The sequence below is a fragment of the Nostoc sp. ChiQUE02 genome (genome assembly GCF_034531305.2).
Taxonomy (GTDB): Bacteria; Cyanobacteriota; Cyanobacteriia; order Cyanobacteriales; family Nostocaceae; genus Nostoc.
In genome coordinates this window covers 107,201-123,917 of record NZ_JAVRBN020000022.1, presented here as the reverse complement: position 1 = coordinate 123,917, position 16,717 = coordinate 107,201, and the positions used below count along the sequence as shown (strand labels likewise).

General features: G+C 42.0%; 18 protein-coding genes, 1 tRNA gene, 2 pseudogenes and 1 riboswitch. Of the genes and pseudogenes, 6 read left to right on the top strand and 15 right to left on the bottom strand.

Translation table 11 applies throughout. The features are described from left to right. Positions 1-272: 272 nt before the first annotated feature. Together RM347_RS22115 and RM347_RS22110 are read right to left on the bottom strand one after the other, a co-directional pair. Positions 273-1,375: pseudogene (locus RM347_RS22115) on the bottom strand (ISAs1 family transposase). A gap of 233 nt (positions 1,376-1,608) precedes the next feature. Further along, the gene (locus tag RM347_RS22110) at positions 1,609-2,841 is read right to left on the bottom strand and encodes a DUF4336 domain-containing protein (protein WP_322715850.1); all 1,233 of its coding nucleotides are present in this window, start codon (positions 2,839-2,841) and stop codon (positions 1,609-1,611) included. A 152-nt stretch (positions 2,842-2,993) separates the two neighbouring features. On the opposite strand from RM347_RS22110, the gene RM347_RS22105 reads away from it, so the two are divergent. Both RM347_RS22105 and RM347_RS22100 read left to right on the top strand, forming a co-directional pair. After that, the gene (locus RM347_RS22105; RefSeq protein ID WP_322715849.1) at positions 2,994-3,152 is read left to right on the top strand and encodes a hypothetical protein; all 159 of its coding nucleotides are present in this window, start codon (positions 2,994-2,996) and stop codon (positions 3,150-3,152) included. Between the two features lie 44 nt (positions 3,153-3,196). Beyond that, positions 3,197-4,162, top strand: coding sequence for an acetamidase/formamidase family protein (locus tag RM347_RS22100; protein ID WP_322715848.1), 966 nt, complete (start codon positions 3,197-3,199; stop codon positions 4,160-4,162). 459 nt (positions 4,163-4,621) lie between these two features. Here RM347_RS22100 and RM347_RS22095 read toward each other — a convergent pair whose 3' ends face one another. Beyond that, positions 4,622-5,200, bottom strand: coding sequence for an NADPH-dependent FMN reductase (locus tag RM347_RS22095; protein WP_322715847.1), 579 nt, complete (start codon positions 5,198-5,200; stop codon positions 4,622-4,624). A 108-nt stretch (positions 5,201-5,308) separates the two neighbouring features. Between RM347_RS22095 and RM347_RS22090 the strand changes: the two genes are divergently transcribed. Next, on the top strand, positions 5,309-5,797 hold the full coding sequence (locus RM347_RS22090) for an NUDIX hydrolase (protein ID WP_322715846.1): 489 nt from the start codon (positions 5,309-5,311) through the stop codon (positions 5,795-5,797). Here the strand turns inward: RM347_RS22090 and RM347_RS22085 are convergent. The 4 genes from RM347_RS22085 to RM347_RS22070 form a co-directional block, all read right to left on the bottom strand. Continuing rightward, positions 5,794-6,528, bottom strand: a complete 735-nt coding sequence (locus RM347_RS22085; protein WP_322715845.1) for an amino acid ABC transporter ATP-binding protein — start codon at positions 6,526-6,528, stop codon at positions 5,794-5,796. The genes RM347_RS22090 and RM347_RS22085 overlap by 4 nt on opposite strands. Further along, positions 6,521-8,008, bottom strand: a complete 1,488-nt coding sequence (locus RM347_RS22080; RefSeq protein ID WP_322715844.1) for an ABC transporter permease subunit — start codon at positions 8,006-8,008, stop codon at positions 6,521-6,523. Before RM347_RS22080 ends, RM347_RS22085 begins: the two co-directional genes overlap by 8 nt. 179 nt (positions 8,009-8,187) lie before the next feature. Next, on the bottom strand, positions 8,188-9,165 hold the full coding sequence (locus tag RM347_RS22075) for a 2-dehydropantoate 2-reductase (RefSeq protein WP_322715843.1): 978 nt from the start codon (positions 9,163-9,165) through the stop codon (positions 8,188-8,190). Positions 9,166-9,206: 41 nt separating this feature from the next. Next, a complete protein-coding gene (locus RM347_RS22070) occupies positions 9,207-10,076 on the bottom strand; it encodes an inositol monophosphatase family protein (protein ID WP_322715842.1) in 870 nt (289 codons plus the stop codon). Between the two features lie 603 nt (positions 10,077-10,679). On the opposite strand from RM347_RS22070, the gene RM347_RS22065 reads away from it, so the two are divergent. Next, a complete protein-coding gene (locus tag RM347_RS22065) occupies positions 10,680-10,877 on the top strand; it encodes a hypothetical protein (RefSeq protein WP_322715841.1) in 198 nt (65 codons plus the stop codon). Here the strand turns inward: RM347_RS22065 and RM347_RS22060 are convergent. The 7 genes from RM347_RS22060 to RM347_RS22030 form a co-directional block, all read right to left on the bottom strand. Then, entirely contained in the window at positions 10,874-11,479 is a 606-nt protein-coding gene (locus RM347_RS22060) for a PEP-CTERM sorting domain-containing protein (protein WP_322715840.1), read from the bottom strand. The two genes, RM347_RS22065 and RM347_RS22060, sit on opposite strands and share 4 nt — an antisense overlap. Before the next feature lie 118 nt (positions 11,480-11,597). Further along, positions 11,598-11,792 carry a hypothetical protein gene (locus tag RM347_RS22055; RefSeq protein ID WP_322715839.1) on the bottom strand — a complete coding sequence of 65 codons (195 nt, stop codon included), beginning with the start codon at positions 11,790-11,792 and terminating at the stop codon, positions 11,598-11,600. Then, positions 11,793-12,533, bottom strand: coding sequence for a cobalt-precorrin-6A reductase (locus tag RM347_RS22050; protein ID WP_322715852.1), 741 nt, complete (start codon positions 12,531-12,533; stop codon positions 11,793-11,795). It lies immediately after the preceding gene. Between the two features lie 2 nt (positions 12,534-12,535). Then, positions 12,536-12,952 (bottom strand): DUF1636 domain-containing protein, encoded by a 417-nt coding sequence (locus RM347_RS22045; protein WP_322715838.1) that lies wholly within the window; start codon positions 12,950-12,952, stop codon positions 12,536-12,538. Positions 12,953-12,974: 22 nt separating this feature from the next. Then, positions 12,975-13,149, bottom strand: a riboswitch (cobalamin riboswitch). A gap of 124 nt (positions 13,150-13,273) precedes the next feature. After that, a complete protein-coding gene (gene cobA / locus RM347_RS22040) occupies positions 13,274-14,053 on the bottom strand; it encodes a uroporphyrinogen-III C-methyltransferase (RefSeq protein ID WP_322715837.1) in 780 nt (259 codons plus the stop codon). Further along, the gene (locus tag RM347_RS22035) at positions 14,050-14,811 is read right to left on the bottom strand and encodes a sirohydrochlorin chelatase (protein WP_322715836.1); all 762 of its coding nucleotides are present in this window, start codon (positions 14,809-14,811) and stop codon (positions 14,050-14,052) included. The genes cobA and RM347_RS22035 overlap by 4 nt, the downstream gene beginning before the upstream one ends. Before the next feature lie 207 nt (positions 14,812-15,018). Continuing rightward, positions 15,019-15,402, bottom strand: a complete 384-nt coding sequence (locus RM347_RS22030; protein WP_322715835.1) for a DUF4359 domain-containing protein — start codon at positions 15,400-15,402, stop codon at positions 15,019-15,021. Between the two features lie 124 nt (positions 15,403-15,526). Between RM347_RS22030 and RM347_RS22025 the strand changes: the two genes are divergently transcribed. Further along, a tRNA-His gene (locus RM347_RS22025) sits at positions 15,527-15,599 on the top strand. A 270-nt stretch (positions 15,600-15,869) separates the two neighbouring features. On the opposite strand, the gene RM347_RS22020 is transcribed toward RM347_RS22025, so the two are convergent. After that, entirely contained in the window at positions 15,870-16,040 is a 171-nt protein-coding gene (locus tag RM347_RS22020; protein ID WP_322715834.1) for a hypothetical protein, read from the bottom strand. A gap of 79 nt (positions 16,041-16,119) precedes the next feature. On the opposite strand from RM347_RS22020, the pseudogene RM347_RS22015 reads away from it, so the two are divergent. Then, positions 16,120-16,326 (top strand): annotated as a pseudogene (locus RM347_RS22015) (hypothetical protein); the annotation flags it as partial. Positions 16,327-16,717: the final 391 nt, after the last annotated feature.

Genomic DNA, 16,717 nt, shown 5'->3' with positions numbered 1-16,717 from the left:
GGGGTAGATATAGCGAGCGTGTCATGAGGGGCAAGATAGCCTGAAAGTTTTGCTGTATATGCTTTTCAATTATTAGTGTATATTGAATTGTCTAGACATAGTTCGCGCTCATCTGCCCAAAGTCACCACAAGGTGGAACGAAAGAATAAGGGTTTTAGCTATGTTGTATCATACTACAAGCTCAAATTTTGTACTACTTGCCCCTGATAACAGGCTCGCTAAGTTTACCCCATCACAGAGTGGAATGGAACAAAGCTGAGAAAACGACAGGGCTATTTCATTCTAAAAAGCTGCTTGAGTGTGTCTAGTCCAAAAGAACATAAACGTTGAGCTTGTGCCATATTTTCAAACATATTACTGCGATATAAATTAAGTGAAAAATTGCGAGCAAGCGCAAAAATTTGAGGAAGAGGAGTAGTGCGAATTCTAGATTTATCTTCGCTTTGAGTAACGTCTCGAACATAGTGGACTTTATTCTCAACACCCCAATATCCTCTGATACGTTCAGCAAAGGCTTGCGCCGTTTCACTTAAAGATGAAATATAATAACGGGTTTCATTAGTTACTTCAATCACATTGTGTGTGAAAACCTGACGCTCTGATTTGACTTTAATCAAAGTGGTAAGTCCAGGCCAAGGACGAATACCATCGAGATTTTTACAAATACTGACATGACGCTTTTCGATTCGACCATGCCCTTTATTTATCTGCTCATAAGCCAATTCTGGTGTGAAATTTGTTTTGACATCTTTGAATAAATTAAGCTGATTGCCTTTTAAGGCGGCAATATAATCATTCCCACTATTTATAATCAACTCACAAGTTTTTTTTGAGTATTAATAGCTTCAATTGCAAAGATAACCCCATTGAGAGCTAGTTTGGAAATCAACTCAGGTAAAGCAATAATATCATTAGTTTTGGCATCAACTTGAAATGGCTCTAAAATTAAGCCTCGCTCAACAATATAAGAACTAACTAACATAATCGCTGGATGCGAATCCGAGTTAGGGTTATCATTTTCAATCTGATATGAACCCTTGAGGACTTTACCATCTAACCCAACAGTTTCTCCAGTATTTGGTTGTACATTAAAGAATTTGCTCAGACATACGGAATAATCTTCGTAATCTACGTGTAATAAGGCACGACGTACAGTGCTATAAGATGGTAGTCTATTTTTTGGCGGTTGAAAAAGTTCAATCAACGGCTCACGGTAGCTTGAAATCCAGTCTCCAATTGCTAAGAATCCTTTGTTCCCTGCTGTGATCGCCAATGTGAAAAGTGCCAAAGATAATGGTAGATTATGTCTCTGTCCGGCGCGGCGACGGGGGTCTTTTAGACCTGCAAAAGCTTTGATAATTTCGATTTCAGACACGGTAATAGATGCTTGAAGTAGAACTGGCGCTGCATCTTACCATATCGCGTCTACATTTAGAATGAAATAGCCCTGGCTTTATTCCCACGAAAATATTTCATTAATGGAACTAAATAACAGCTAGAACATAACTCAGTAAAGCTCACTGAGGTAGCGTTTGACCAGGGCACTGCTATCTAACATAATGAGCTGCGGATGAGTTGCATCCAAAAAAGAACGCTATATTGTTTCTCCTACACTTTCTCCTTTGCTGCTGGCACAATGCCAAACTTATTTAAACCTGCATCTATTTCCCTCAGTGCTTTAAAATCCTCTTCTGGCAAAGGATAGCTACTACTGCTGAACAAACCCGCACTTACAGCAGGCTGCTTTTCTAAAAAAGAGAAAGCTTGGCGAAACTGATACGGTTCGGCTTTAATCGGTGAATCAAAGTGACAGGGAATAATCCACTGGAAATCCCAACTTGCAACTTTATCAGCCCAGTCAATGGTTTCTTTTGGTGCGCGGTTGAGAATCAGCGTCTGTAAAATTGGTGCGACAAACAAACGCCCATTCCCTCGCAGCGCATCAAACGATCGCTGCCAATCTGGATGCCATTTAAAGGGATACAATCCAAAATAAGCTTTCTTTGAGCGTTCTGATGCTTTTAAGGCATCTTGCAATACCTGACTCCATTGGGCTATATCTAGTGCGCTTGGTTGAAAGTACAAAGCAAACAACGAGATGCGCTGCCAACCCTTACGGCGATTTGCCTGAATGTCTGCAACAATATCAGAAGCACGATCCTTGGCATGAAATAGTAAGGGATATGGATCTAAAAGTGCGATCGCAGGTGGATCTTCTGGGATAGAAAGTACAGAATCTGTTACTAAAAGAGTATGCGATCGCTTGTGCAAAAAAGCAACTTCCGCAAACCGACCAAGGCCAAGCTCAATCGGGCCCAGCATCGCATAATCAAACTCATCAGCAAAGGGTGTTTTGCTACTATCTTCTGGGAGTACTTGAGTTCGTTTTGGCGGTAAGCCAAGCCAGCTAAGGGGAAGATTTAGCGGGAAACTCCACTGATGGGGAGCCACAAACACCTGTGCAGTCGGAAAGTATCTGGCGAAAGGCCCGACGAAGACTTTGTGTTCTATGCCGGAGATAGTTGGCAGGATGATGTACTTAACATTGCCATGTTCTGCCACCAACTCATTGACAAGTCTTATACACTCTGGAGTTGGTGCAACAGGCGCATAGACGAGAAGACCCCCAGCTTCGAGCTTAACAACAGTCATGCGAATCGGTACAACAACGTAGAGAATCCCCTGAATCTGGTCAAAATTCCAAATTGTGTCCTTAACCACTTCTTTGCGGATTGTCTGCCGCCTGCCATAAGGGTAGAGTGGCACAACAGGCCATAATCTCCATGAAAAGTCTTTTGGATAAATCTGTTGTGTATTGACTATGCGTTCATCATCAGCCACTCTGCAACCCCCTCCAAATTCCCTGCTCAAATTGTTTTTATTTGCTATCTCTAAAGTTGGAGTTTAGCAAATTATTGAGATAATCAGATCAATTCTTAATTCCTAATTGTAATTCGTAATATCTCCGCTGTAGTTCATTAACGATAAAAATTATGAGCAAGTATAGAATTTTAAAACCTGAGAAAAGTTACACTTTTAGTCAATACTTTTTGTTGCCTAACCCAACAATAGATGTAGTAGCTGAGTTTGAGTACAGCTACGAACGCATAGAGCTAGAATTACCAAGATACTTTGCTGAGGTTAGCTATTAATTATTAATTTTGAATTTTGAATTTTGAATTCGGAGCGAAGCGACGTGACTCATTACATTTTAAAAGCTACCAAGGAAACCGTACATCTGGGTGGTTTTTCCCATCTACTAAAACCAGCACTCACTATTGAATCTGGCGATACGGTTGATGTAGAAACTTATACTGGTTACTACGTTTATGACAAAGCACCACCTGAGTTTCTCACACCAGAATTTCTCGATATCTGCCAAAATCTTCTACCAGAACGCAAAATTGCTGGGGGGCCGCATTTACTCACAGGGCCGATTTATGTGCGAGGTGCCGAACCAGGGGATGTTTTAGAAGTACAATTAGATGCGATCGCACCTCGTTTACCCGTCGGCTTCAATGCCATCCGTACAGGTTGGGGAGCTTTACCACATCAATTTCCTCAACCTGCTTTGAGATTCATTCCTCTAGATTTGGCAAACAATATCGCGGAATTTCCGGCGGGTGCTGGCATAAAAATTCCTCTCAAACCGTTTTTTGGGATTCTTGGTGTTGCTACCCCAGAAACCTCTCGAACTTCTATTCCACCAGGTTCTTACGGCGGTAATATCGACAACCGCGAACTGCAAGCTGGTTCTCGTTTATTTTTGCCGATTTTCGTACCAGGTGCATTATTTTCTATTGGTGATGGGCATTCTGCACAAGGAGACGGCGAGGTAAATGTCACCGCCATTGAAACTTCCATGAACGGTAGAATTACCCTCAAACTTCGCAAGGATTTACAACTGACAACACCAATTGCCGAAACTCCAACTCATATCATTACAATGGGCTTTGCTCAAACCTTAGATGAAGCCTTAGAACTGGCTTTGAAAAACATGATTGATTTTCTGGAACGCTTCGCAAATTTGTCGCCAGAAGATGCTTATATATTGTGTAGTTTAGCTGTAAATTTTCACATCACTCAAGTTGTGAATAATCCCCAAAAAGGTGTGCATGGAATGCTACCAAAATCAATTTTCTCTAAGAATATTAATTTATAATTTGTGAAAATTGAAATGCTCAGACCACGACTTATCAAATAAGTGGGGAATATTTTTGCTAATAAATGATTTAGGATTCCTATAGGACTCATATTTGATTTTTGAAATATACGTAGTGGACTGGCACAGCTAAAATGATGCATTAGATGTAGGTTGGGTTGAGCAACGCGAAACCCAACACTCCTATTAATGTTGGGTTTCGTTCCTCAACCCAACCTACAAATTTGTTTGCAACAATTTAGCCTTGCCACGCCACTACAGATACTCAGATTTTTTCAGAAATCAAATCGGATTCCTATATATTATTCACTGCTCTGCCTACTTTATTCAGGTGGCGACAATTATGTAGCCTAGAGAAAAGCAATAATTAGAATTTGTATGGAACTTTTTGTAGTTGATCGCAGTTTGGCTTCTTTGTTGAATTATAGGTGTTCGTTATTTACTGAACACCTGAAGAGTTTAACTAAGCTTCAGCAATATTTTTGTTAAGCCATCGCCTAGCTTTTCAATAGATTCTTGCTGCTTAGGATCTACTAATGTGCCATCAGGATTAAAGGCTTCGTAAGCTTTGGGTACGGCTATTTGGTCAGGAAGTACCAAAACTTTGATGTTTCCCAAGATAGACCGCAGGTGAACCAAACCCCGCAAACCACCAAGAGCGCCTGGGGAAGCGCTCATAATACTAGCAACTTTACCTGCAAAAGCAGCCAACGGTGCTTCATTTGGGGCTGGACGCGATGCCCAGTCAATGGCGTTCTTCAAAACTGCTGTGAGTGAACTGTTATATTCCGGCGAAGCAATCAGCAATCCTTGATGAGAAATCATCAATTCCTTAAAAGTACGGGCGTTGGCAGGTAGTCCTTCTTGAGCTTCCAAATCTTCATCATACAGAGGTAGAGGCAAATCGCGGAGGTCTATATAAGTCACTTCTGCGCCTGCTGCCTTAGCGCCAGCCGCCGCGATTTTTACCAATTTTTTGTTGTAGGAATCAATCCGCGTGCTGCCTGCAAAGGCAAGGATTTTAGGTGTAGATGCCATAATTCTAGGTTGAATGGGAAGGATTGGCCACTTCAGCTGCATTATCCTGTTTTCAGGCGATCGCTATTTGCTACCTTTAGAGTTTCTTTACAAACTTTTTCTCAGATTATGGCAAATTGGTCAGATTCTTATCTCGGTAAGTTACGACAAATTGTAGGCGATCGCCTACTTCTGATGTTTGGCGCACGCGTGATTATTGAGGATAACTTGGGGCGCGTTCTGTTGCAAAAGCGAAGTGATTTTAAACTTTGGGGGCTACCTGGTGGTTGTCCAGAAGTAGGCGAATCTGCTGAAGAATGTTCAGCACGAGAAGTTTTTGAAGAAACTGGTTTAACGGTTAAGCGTTTTGCAGCCGTGGGGTTTTCTTCTAACCCAGCCTTTGAAACTGTAACCTATCCCAACGGCGATCGCGTCCAAACCTTCATTTTGATTTTGCGAGCCGTTGAATGGGAAGGCAGTCTCGCTTGCCTAGATGGAGAATCGCTGGCGCTGGAATTTTTTGATTTGGTAGACTTACCTACGTTAATGCCAAACGATCGCCCTGTTTTAGAAAAGTTTCAAGAATACAAAAAAAGCGGCGAATTTCAATTGTTTTAAAGCATTTTTTCCAAGAACTGTTTGGCGCGATCGCACTGAGGATTTTGAAAAAACTCACCAGGAGTAGTATCTTCTGCTAAACTTCCCTGGTCGAGGAACATAATCCGATTGGCAACTTCTCTTGCAAACCCCATTTCATGGGTAACGATCGCCATTGTCATACCAGATAGTGCTAAAGCTTTCATCACTTCCAGCACATCTTTGACCATTTCTGGATCTAGTGCAGAAGTGGGTTCATCAAACAAAATCATCTCTGGTTCCATTGCTAATGCCCGAGCGATCGCTACTCGCTGTTTCTGTCCCCCCGATAGTTTGGACGGATACACAGACACTTTTGACTCTAAACCTACCTTAGCAAGCAATTCTAAGCCATGTTCTTCTGCTTTTTGCTTGTTTATTCCTTTCACCTTTATCGGTGCGTAGGTGACATTTTGCAGCACATTCATGTGGGGAAACAAATTAAAATGTTGAAATACCATTACCAAATGCTGGCGCACCTTAGCAATGTTTGTTTTAGGCTTGGTAATTTCTTCCTCGTGAAAGTAGATTCTTCCTCTGGTGGGTTGTTCTAGCATGTTTATGCATCGCAGAAAGGTAGACTTACCTGAACCAGAAGGGCCTAGTATGGCAACCACTTCTCCCTGGTAAAACTCAGTGGAAATATCTTTGAGTACCTCAAGTTTGCCAAAGGATTTACATAAGAATTCCGTGCGAATTACTACATTATTCACTTTCCCGTAACCTCCTTTCTAAAGCAGATGCACCCAAGGTCATACCCATTACCAAAACATAGTAGATTAACCCTGCAAATAATAGTGGTTCAAAATAAATATACTTGTTTGCACCAACGATTTGGGCGCTGCGTAATATTTCCACCACCCCAATGGTTGACACCAGCGCGGAATCTTTGAGCAATCCGATAGTTTCATTTACCAATGCGGGGAGAATATTCTTCAATGCTTGGGGCAAAATCACATCCCACATCATCAACCAATAGGGAACACCCATAGACATCGCCGCTTCACTTTGCCCTTTATCCACCGCCTGAATCCCACCCCTGATGGTTTCCGACATATAAGCGCCAGAATTCAAAGTAAAAGTTAGCACCCCAGCCTCCAATGCTGAAATGTCATAGCCTGTAAGTTGGGGTGTTGCGTAGTAAACCAACGCCAACTGTAATAGCAAAGGTGTACCTCGGAAAACAGAGGTGTAGGCGTTAGCAACCCAGGTAAGCGGTTTGATGCCAAGAATTTTTAATAGAGACAGGATTGTTCCCCAGATTAACCCCAAGGATACAGATAACAGGGTAAACAACAAAGTTAAAGGGATTCCCCGAAGAATAAAGGGAATATCTGGAAGAATTCTGGTGAAGTCGAGATTCAATCCACCTTTGGCAGGAGTTGAGGATGTAGGATTGGCGGTAGTGTTCTGTGAAAACCACTTGGCGACAAGTTTATTCAATGTGCCATTTTCCTTCATTTGTTGAAGGACTTTGTTAAACGGTTCTACTAAGGAAGAACCTTTAGGAAAAGCGATCGCTGATCCACTTGCCTCCTCTGAGGGAATAATATTAAATTCTAAATCTGGGTTAGCTTGGGCGAATCCCTTAGCAACAGTATCCTCAACAATTGCTGCATCAATTCGCCCAGATTTAATTTCCTGAACTACTTCCGGCACTTTGTTGAGTTGCTTTAGCTGAATACCCGCAACTTTTTGAGCAATTTTCTGGGCATTTTGTTCCTGTATCGTTCCTAGTTGTACCCCAACCTTTTTTCCTGATAAGTCTTGGGGCTGCTTCAGGTTGCTACCTTTAGGAGCGACAATGGTATCTTTGGCTTCGTAATAAATAATTGAAAAGTCAATATTTTTCTGACGTTCTGGAGTCGGAGTCATCCCAGCCATTACAAAGTCAGCCCGATTTGCTTGGAGTGCAGGGATTAATCCATTAAAATCGGATTCCATTATCTGAAGCTTAAACCCTAGTTTTTCAGCAAGGGTCTTGGCAATATCTATATCAAAGCCAACTATTTGGCGATCGCCTCCTTTCGTATCATAAAACTCATAAGGAGGATAATCTGGGGAAGTAATCATCGTCAGCGTGTCTTTCCCTAAAGGTGAAGCAGCCTTTAGAGAATTACTATGTCCTATAATGATGCTGATTATTAGTGTTACAACTAGTATCGTTGATAGCCATACTTTCTGTTTCTTCATGAACTTGATAATTATATAATTTCAATTCTGCACTTTAAATGTGTAACCTCGTGGGGAATTGAGGGTGAAATTTAAACGCATAGGCGCTTCGCCTTCCCGCAGGGTAGGGGCGCGGAGGGAAGCGCAGAGGTACGCAGAGAATTTGTTATGAATTGATGAAATGTTGTAATTAGCGAGTGTCAAATTCTTATTTTGGTCGCCTCCAGCAACTTAACGCTGGCATAAATAGCATCAATATAAGGTGTGGGAATTTGAGTAAGTTTTCCTAATTCTGCCACTGCACCAACAATAGCGTCTATCTCCGTAGCGCGTCCGGCTTCAATATCTTGTAGCATAGAGGTTTTATGGGCACCAACATTTTCTGCCCCATTAATTCGCTGTTCTAAACTAATGCCAAACTTAATACCCAAATTTTCTGCGATCGCTTGAGTTTCAATCATCATTTGTCGCGCTAGTTCACGGGTGAGGGGATAGCGACAAATATCCTCTAGAGTAGCACCAGTGAGGGCACTAATGGGATTAAATGCCACATTACCCCACAATTTGATCCAAATTTCCGTGCGAATCTGATTGCGGATTGGTGCTTTGAATCCTGCCTGTTTGAGAGTTTGTGCCAATAATTGGATGCGTTCTGTTTTAGTGCCGTCGATTTCACCGAGAGTAAAGCGATCGCCTTCAATATGCTTAATCACACCTGGTTCAATTATCTCTGTTGCTGGGTAAACAACACAACCGATGGCGCGGTCAGCACCGATACTAGCTTCAATAATCCCATCTGGGTCAACAGATTGAATCCGCGTACCTTCATACTCACCGCCATGCTGACGAAAGTACCACCAAGGAACGCCATTTTGGGCTGTCACCACCATTGTGTGAGGATTGTAGAGTGCAGGGAGAAAAGGTGCGATCGCAGGCACACTGTGAGCCTTAACAGTTAAAATTACTACATCTTGTAGCCCCGCTGACTGGATATCGCTAGTTGCCAACGGAGTAGCAATTTGGCTAGAACCGTCTGCCATGAGCAACTTCAGCCCCTTTTTTTGAATTGCCTCCAAATGAGAACCACGAGCAATTAGCGTCACTGCTTCACCTGCTAGTGCCAGTTTTGCCCCTAAATATCCACCGATCGCACCCGCGCCAACAATACAGATTTTCATTTTTAGGGATAGTTAGCAAATAATTAACTAGTTATTTATCCTCAAACAGGCAGGCTTTCTATCGCTTTCAGCAGGTCTTGATGAACAGATTTTGAGGCCGCTACTATCAATCCAGGCAGGCTATAGTTTTGACAAGTATGCAGTGGTGGTAAAGTCGAACCGTCCAGAGTAGTTACAATCCAGCCAGCCTCTTTCGCAATAAAAGCGAGTCCAGCGCTGTCTATAAATTTACCTGATTTAATCACTGCTCCACTCAAGTCGCCGCTGAGAATACCATTGAGATTGGGAATTTGAATATCACTAGAGTAATCAGTCGCTATATCGATTACTTTATATCGATCTTTTAGTAAATGTGCGATCGAATTCATTCCCCATCCCAACAAAATAACAGGTTTAGGGGATGTTATATGTAACGGGGCACAGGCTTCTAAGTTCATCTCCAGCGTCCCTTTAAAAGCACCTTCGCCTCGAAGGGCGTAAAAATAAATGTTTTGGGCAGGGGAAATGGCGAGTACTGCTTCAAAGTCATCCGAATTTAGAATACTGAGAATAATTTGGTAATTAGAATGTCCATCCATGTAAAACTTCGTGCCATCGATCGGGTCGAGTGTGACTAAGTAATCACCTTCTAAACCGAGTTCGGTAGCGCGAAAATACTTAGTATTGTGAGAACTTGCATACTCTTCCCCAAAAAAGCGAATCTCTGGGAAAGTGCCCAGTAATACTACTTCTACTAAATTTTGAATCGCCACATCCGCATCAGTAAGTGCAGCACTAAAAAAGTTGTTTCCTTGTTCTTTGGCAGGAAGTGCAGCAATTTTTGGTTGAAGAAAATTGGCATAGGCTGCTGCTACTTTGAGATGGGGGAGTAAAGTCTCCAAAATTAGTCGAGTAGTTGGGGTTGTGGACATTGCAGCAAGCTCCTTTCAGAAATAATCTACCGTTGGCAGGGCGATAGAATTCTATCTATACAAAAGTACGGTATCATTTGGATGCAATGATAGCACCGTTGCTATATTACTTTAATCTGTTTGTCTCAAAGAGCCTATAGGGACATCGAAATTTTTATCAGAGAGTACGCACCTCATTTCCTTTCTAAAAAAAGTTTGATGGCACGAAAAAGATGATTGCAGTAGTTAAAATAGTAGGGACATAGTAGAAAATTTTCGATCTCAATTCCTAAAAAATAATATAGGAATCCAACTAGAGTCTTGCTAAATATAGGAATAACCAAAACCTGATCTAGTAAGCTTTCAGTCAGCTTGGCGTTTAAAAAATAAAATGGGATTCCTATCAAGTGAGGTCAACCAAAGGCTTTTTTGGAGGTTATAGCCATGATGGGAATATATTTGCTTTTCGTTTCCTGCTTTATTGGGTTAATTGGTTTAGCGCTTTTGGCGGAATATTTTCTGTATGAAGAAGAGCAAGAGTTGTGAGGGTGAGCACAGCTAGATAAATCAATCTGAAATCAGGCTGTCTCTAACTTTGCATGACATTTTTGCAGGATGATTGTGATGAAATTGTGGGATGGGTGTATTGTCCATCCCCTTATTTTTTGGGATATTTACATACATGTTTTTCACATAAAAACTTTATTAGTTAGTTCTCCAAGTTCTGTAGAAAGTTCTCAGAAAACTATTATCATACCTTCTGATACTGAAGGATTTTGGGTAGAACAATTGGTGCGATCGCACATTATTCAATGCTTTTAGGAAACTTTTTCGAGCTTCTTATGAGTAAATTTGGATAGCTTGTTACGCTTTAGTGCTGAAAGTGCGCCGAGACCAGCGAGGACGGGTAAGCTGAGAAGAGAGGTAGGTTCAGGGACGGTGATGATGGTTGCAGAGAAACTAATAGGTAATTCACTATCTTCCAATCCCAAATTTTCAAAACCTGGTATGATTGGCGGCGCAGAAAAAACCTCTAAATAACCTGGTGTTGGCAAAAAACTCGCGAAAAATGGACTAGAATAGTTTCCTCCCGAAGTTGAATACCCAAAACCGTCACCCGTTAACTGCACAGTATTCAGACTAATTAAATTGTCAACATTAAAAGGTTCGTTTCCCGGTATTGGAGTCCCAGTGGCTTGCAGACCAGTAATTGTTTCACCATTTCGTGTACCAGTAATTTCAGAAATCAGGTAAAAACCCAAATCGTTAGGGGTGTCATTAGTGGTGAAAGTACCGTTCGCCGCGATTCCAGTACCAGAATAATTCCAGTTCCAACTTAAAGCAGAGGCAGCTTGCATTGTCCCGAAAACTAATCCAGATGTGATGGCAAAGGCTGTGGCAGATAGTAGAGCTAGATTTTTCATGGAGGTCGTTAGTGCGATCGCGGATCTTGTAGAGGCTTCCCGTGTATTATACGGAAATTGGGAAAGGTAGTATTATTTGGGCAAGAATAATTCAAGAAGCATAAATTCAATCTGTTCACTACCAAGATGGAAGTGTTACAGCAAATGCCTCTGTTGATGCGGTACTCGATTTTTTCCGGCGTTGCATGGTTGCGGGATGATTTAGCAACTTCCAAAATTCTCCCCCTGCTTCCCCTGCTTGCCTTAATTCATCCCACTGTCCTGCAACGCCTTTTTTCCTAGTCTGATCGGCGGCTTCAGCCTTCTTGCACAACTAGTGCAACTTATCAAATAGCCATGCTAAAGCACCATCAACATCGGTAACCTGTTCCCCTGGCGGTATGGCTGGACGATTTAGCATTACAACCTTTATGCCCAGTTCTCGCGCTGCAATAATCTTCGGCTTTGTGGCATCGCCACCGCTATTTTTACTTACTATGGTATCAATTTTGTTACGAATCAGGATTTGTCTTTCATTATTGAGGGTAAAGGGCCCGCGATCGCACAATACCATCCCCAGCGGCACTAAAGCATCATCAGTAGGAGGATCAATCATCCGCATCAGAAACCAAATTTTCTCTAGGTGAGCAAAGGCGGCGAGTTCTTGCCTACCAACTGTCAAAAATACCCGCTGTGCCTGGTTTTGTAGGGCTGTTACAGCGGCTTCAACATTATCAACTTCAATCCAGCGATCGCCACTTACTTTTTCCCAAGGCGGGCGAATTAACATCAGACGGGGTACTCCGACTTCGGTTGCCGCATTTGCCGCATTGAAGGATATCTGAGTAGCAAAAGGATGGGTTGCATCAATTAATAAGTCGATTTGCATTAATCGCAGATAGCTAGCCAATCCAGCCACACCACCGAAGCCTCCAACCCGTAAATCGCCCAACGGTACTGACGGTTCACGGGTGCGACCAGCTAGAGACGTGATTGCTTCTAACCCTTGGATAGTCGCAACCTTGGCAGCTAGTTCTGCTGCATCTCCCGTACCACCTAGAATCAAAACGCGCATCATTAAGGTAAAGGGGGAATTTTTGCCAAAATGCCCTTTTTCAGAGCTTCTGGACGCTCTGACCAAGGCAGTAAACCATCTGTTTTGGCATAGTATTGACTAGCACATTGCAGCACAGCAGAAGCACTACCATCAACGGCTAAGTCACCAAATAAATATGTTAACTTGCCTTTGGCAGCAAAGGCGACTACACAAGAACGATTACAAGCACTCATGCATTCAACTTCCTGAATCGGAAATTTATCTCGTAACTCCCAATCTTCTGCCAGCTGCTGAAGTTGGTGTAGAAGTTTTTCACCACCACTTTCACCTAAGCGTTTTCCATTTTGCCAAATACTGGCACAGGTTTTGCAAACAAATAAAGTATGTTCAGCAACATCCAAGGGACTAGTTGGGGAAATATTTACAGTAGTAGTCATCTGTACCTCGCAGATATGTGGAAATGATAAATCTATTTCGGCGGGCATCCTGACTCACTCAATTTGGGATTTTCGATTATTTAGTTCCTTAATCTCAAATTGGTTCACAGTTGCGGGACAGCGCCGGATTTGCACCGAACTTTCCCCGTTACCTCTGGTAGCTGACTCCCACCAGAACCGAATAACCTTATCGATCATACACTAGGGTCATCTGAGAATACGAAATGTCCTGCGATCGCAAGGCATTGGTTCCTCTGAAAAAGCCTACCCTGTACGCACATCTCGGCACTAGATCCGAAACAACAAGCTTTGCGCTAATCATCAAACTGGACGACAACCAGACAAAATACTGTGCATATTCACTACTTGTCCAATGACTGCGATCGCAGGCGCACCAAATCCAGTTTGCTCTACCTGTTCTACAATTGTCTCTAAAGTACCAATCAATTCTTCTTGTTCTGGGCGCGTACCCCAGCGCACTAAAGCAATGGGCGTTTCTACATCCAACCCAGCTGCACTTAACTGTTCCACAATATAAGGGAGATTGTGAATTCCCATATAAATTACAATGGTTTCGGAACCGTGCGCGATCGCATTCCAATCCACTTTCGGTCTATACTTACCCGCCGCCTCATGACCAGTCACAAATGTTACTGAAGAACTATATAGCCGATGAGTCAATGGAATACCTGCATAAGCTGCTGCTGCAATCCCCGATGTAATACCTGGCACAACTTCCGTTGATATTCCAGCGTTGACTAATTCTTCCATCTCTTCGCCACCACGACCAAAAATAAACGGATCGCCACCCTTTAGCCGCACCACAATTGCATGATCCTGCGCTTTCTCAATCAGTAATTGAGTTGTTTCTTCCTGGAACAGCGAATGTTTTCCCCTCCGCTTACCAGCGTTAATTTGCTCGGCTTGGGGATTAATCATTGCCAGAATTGGCGGACTCACTAAGGCATCATAGATAACTACATCTGCACATTCCAACAAACCTTTCGCCTTCAGGGTAATTAGTCCTGGATCTCCTGGCCCCGCACCTACTAAATAAACCTTTCCCAAATACTTGTTCTCCTGTTTTTCTGTGCGGTTCATCTATCTGTTAAATCCCAAATTAGCTCGGCTAATTCTGCACTTGCTCCCAGTGGCTGTGCCAATTGGAAATTCACCGCAGAAAATTGTAATTTTAGCTCCTCTATTGAGGTGGCGATCGCATCAGTTATTCCACCTGTGAATAAAAAGTATGGCAAAATTGCAATTTCCCGATAACCAGCAGCTACCAACTCTTTCACCCGTGATTCTAAACTAGGAGGTACAGACCAATACGCAACCACTGCTCCCAAACTTCTTGCTATTGCTTGGACTGGTTTTTCCGAATCGGGGCGACGGCTACCATGAGTTAACAAAATCCATGCTTGTGCTTCTATAGTAGCGATTTGCTTTGCCAGTAATTTTTCCAAATCTGGGTGAGAACCTAAGTATGGTTGCAGGTCAATGATGATATCTTGACCAAGAGCCTGTTGTGCTAGTGCTACTTCGGCGGGAATATCTGTCATTACATGCACTCCCGGCAGCAGAAATAGCGGTACAATTTTGAGGTGATTTTCGTTTTGAGATAATTTGCGATCGCTTTGCCCGCCGCAGGCATCGCCAAAAGCGCTCTTAGCAAATTGTTGAATCTGCTCGTGTAAAGGCTGAGGACTCATTTCCAAAGCAGCTATGCCAACAAGATACTCGCTATTGTCGTGATTTTCTGGCAATTTTTTACATACCAGCTTTGCTAGTTGCTGCATAGCAACTTCTGGGCGCGGATCGCGACTTCCGTGAGATACTAGCAGATAGGCAGATGACATTGGCAAAGCTTGAACTCTCAGTGACTAATTCTCATATCTTACTTAATATTAAGCTGATGGTAATAGGTACTTTGGTGATTATTGAAACTATTATCAATTACTAAATAGAAGTATTTTTAATCACTTTTACAAGGAACTCCAAAAATTAAATTACTCAATTCCTACATCCAAGACGACTATCAGCTTCTGCTTCCCCTGCTGTTTACCTTATTGTTCTTCGGCAGTGTAAGTATAAAATTGATCAAAGGCTCCTACCGTTTCAAATTTGTAAGAGGGTATCCAAGAGTTTATTTTTAAATCTGTACGGTAAATGCTAAAAATAATATAATTTTGTCTTTCTGTAGTCCTGGCAATAATTCCTTGGATTTGTGGGTTAGCTGAGTCAACCAACTTATCACAATTAAAATGGATTAAATTTTCTATAATATTCGTGGTTTTTTTGCATACATCGGTTTTTAAGTACTCTGTCAACCGTTGCACTGCATATTCTTCATATTCAACCTGACTGGGATTAGTCTTTGCCATTGTCACACCCAAGGCGGCGAGTCCTGCTGCTGCTCCAGTATATGCAATGATGGTTAGGGGTTTCATGTTTGCCAAGTAAAATACATTGTAATCGTTAGATTTCAGAGACTCTAAATCAGTTGAGTCCGTTCCTTGAACATAAACTCTTGATCGTTTGCCAAATTATTGCTATAATTCAAATTGTTAAATGGCGAGCGTAGCCAAGTGGTTAAGGCAGTGGTTTGTGGTACCACCATTCGCGGGTTCGAGTCCCGTCGTTCGCCCTATAGAATTTTGTATTAATACCTATACTCCTGTAGAAGTGGGTTAGATGGTGTGAACCCTCATAAATATCACTTTAACAAGGATTTGTAATCTATAGCTTTGTAGACTTAGAAGGATTACAAGCCCACCATAATTCATTAGCTTATCTTATCGAGGAAGGCAGGAGTCCTCCTGCCTCCTTCAACGAACAAGTGCAAGCGGCGAATGAGGCGTTGTCAGAACTTGATCGCGCTAAGACCGTATTCTTTAGGTAAATTCTAGTAATAAAATTACCATAGCCGTTGGTTGAGCGAAGTTGAAACCAACTGAGTAGTCGAGAGTTGAGCGAACTTGTACTGAGTGACTTGTGCCGAGCGTATCGCTAAAGCGAAAGCTCCGCTAACGCGTAGCGTCTCGCAGAGAAGCCGAGGTAAGTCGAAGTAGTCGAAACTCGTCAACATAGGTATTTTTTCATCAGAAATCACCTTAGCAATATCTCGTATGAGTTTCGCACGCCTTTAACCGCTTTTAACGCTAGACCTATTACTCGACACTCAAGCCCCATTAGTACCACAACAGCGCGATCGCCTTGAACTCGTGCAGCGAAATGGACTTCGGTTGCTGAAATTAGTCAACATGCTGCTTGAGTTTTCGCAATTGCAAGCGGTAGGGATTGAAGCTTCATCAAATATGAATGATTCTAAAAACTTAGTCGAGAAAGTTATCACGTGCTTTTTTTATCTGTGACTCTATGTAAAGCTCTTTCATATTAAGATTCCCGACATTTTAGAAAAGTCGGGAATCTAAGCCTGAGAAGTTTTTGAACGCACATTTAACTCTTAGAAAATGCCTAGAAGTATTATAAGAGTCAGCCCACAGAAGGCAAGTAAAGAAAAAATCAAAATATTGCCTATACTGTGGTCAGAAGCTGTTAACTTATGTGTATTGGTAGCCATATAAATCGACCCCATTTAAACAACTTTCGCTTCAATTATAAATAGGCTAAATCCAAAATAGTCTATCTATAAACAAAAATTGATTTTAATTAATTGAAGTTTAACTGAATAATCAAGCTATAGGCAAAACAATTAACTTTTGTTTCATTTCTGGGAAACTAGATAATAGCAAAATAATTACT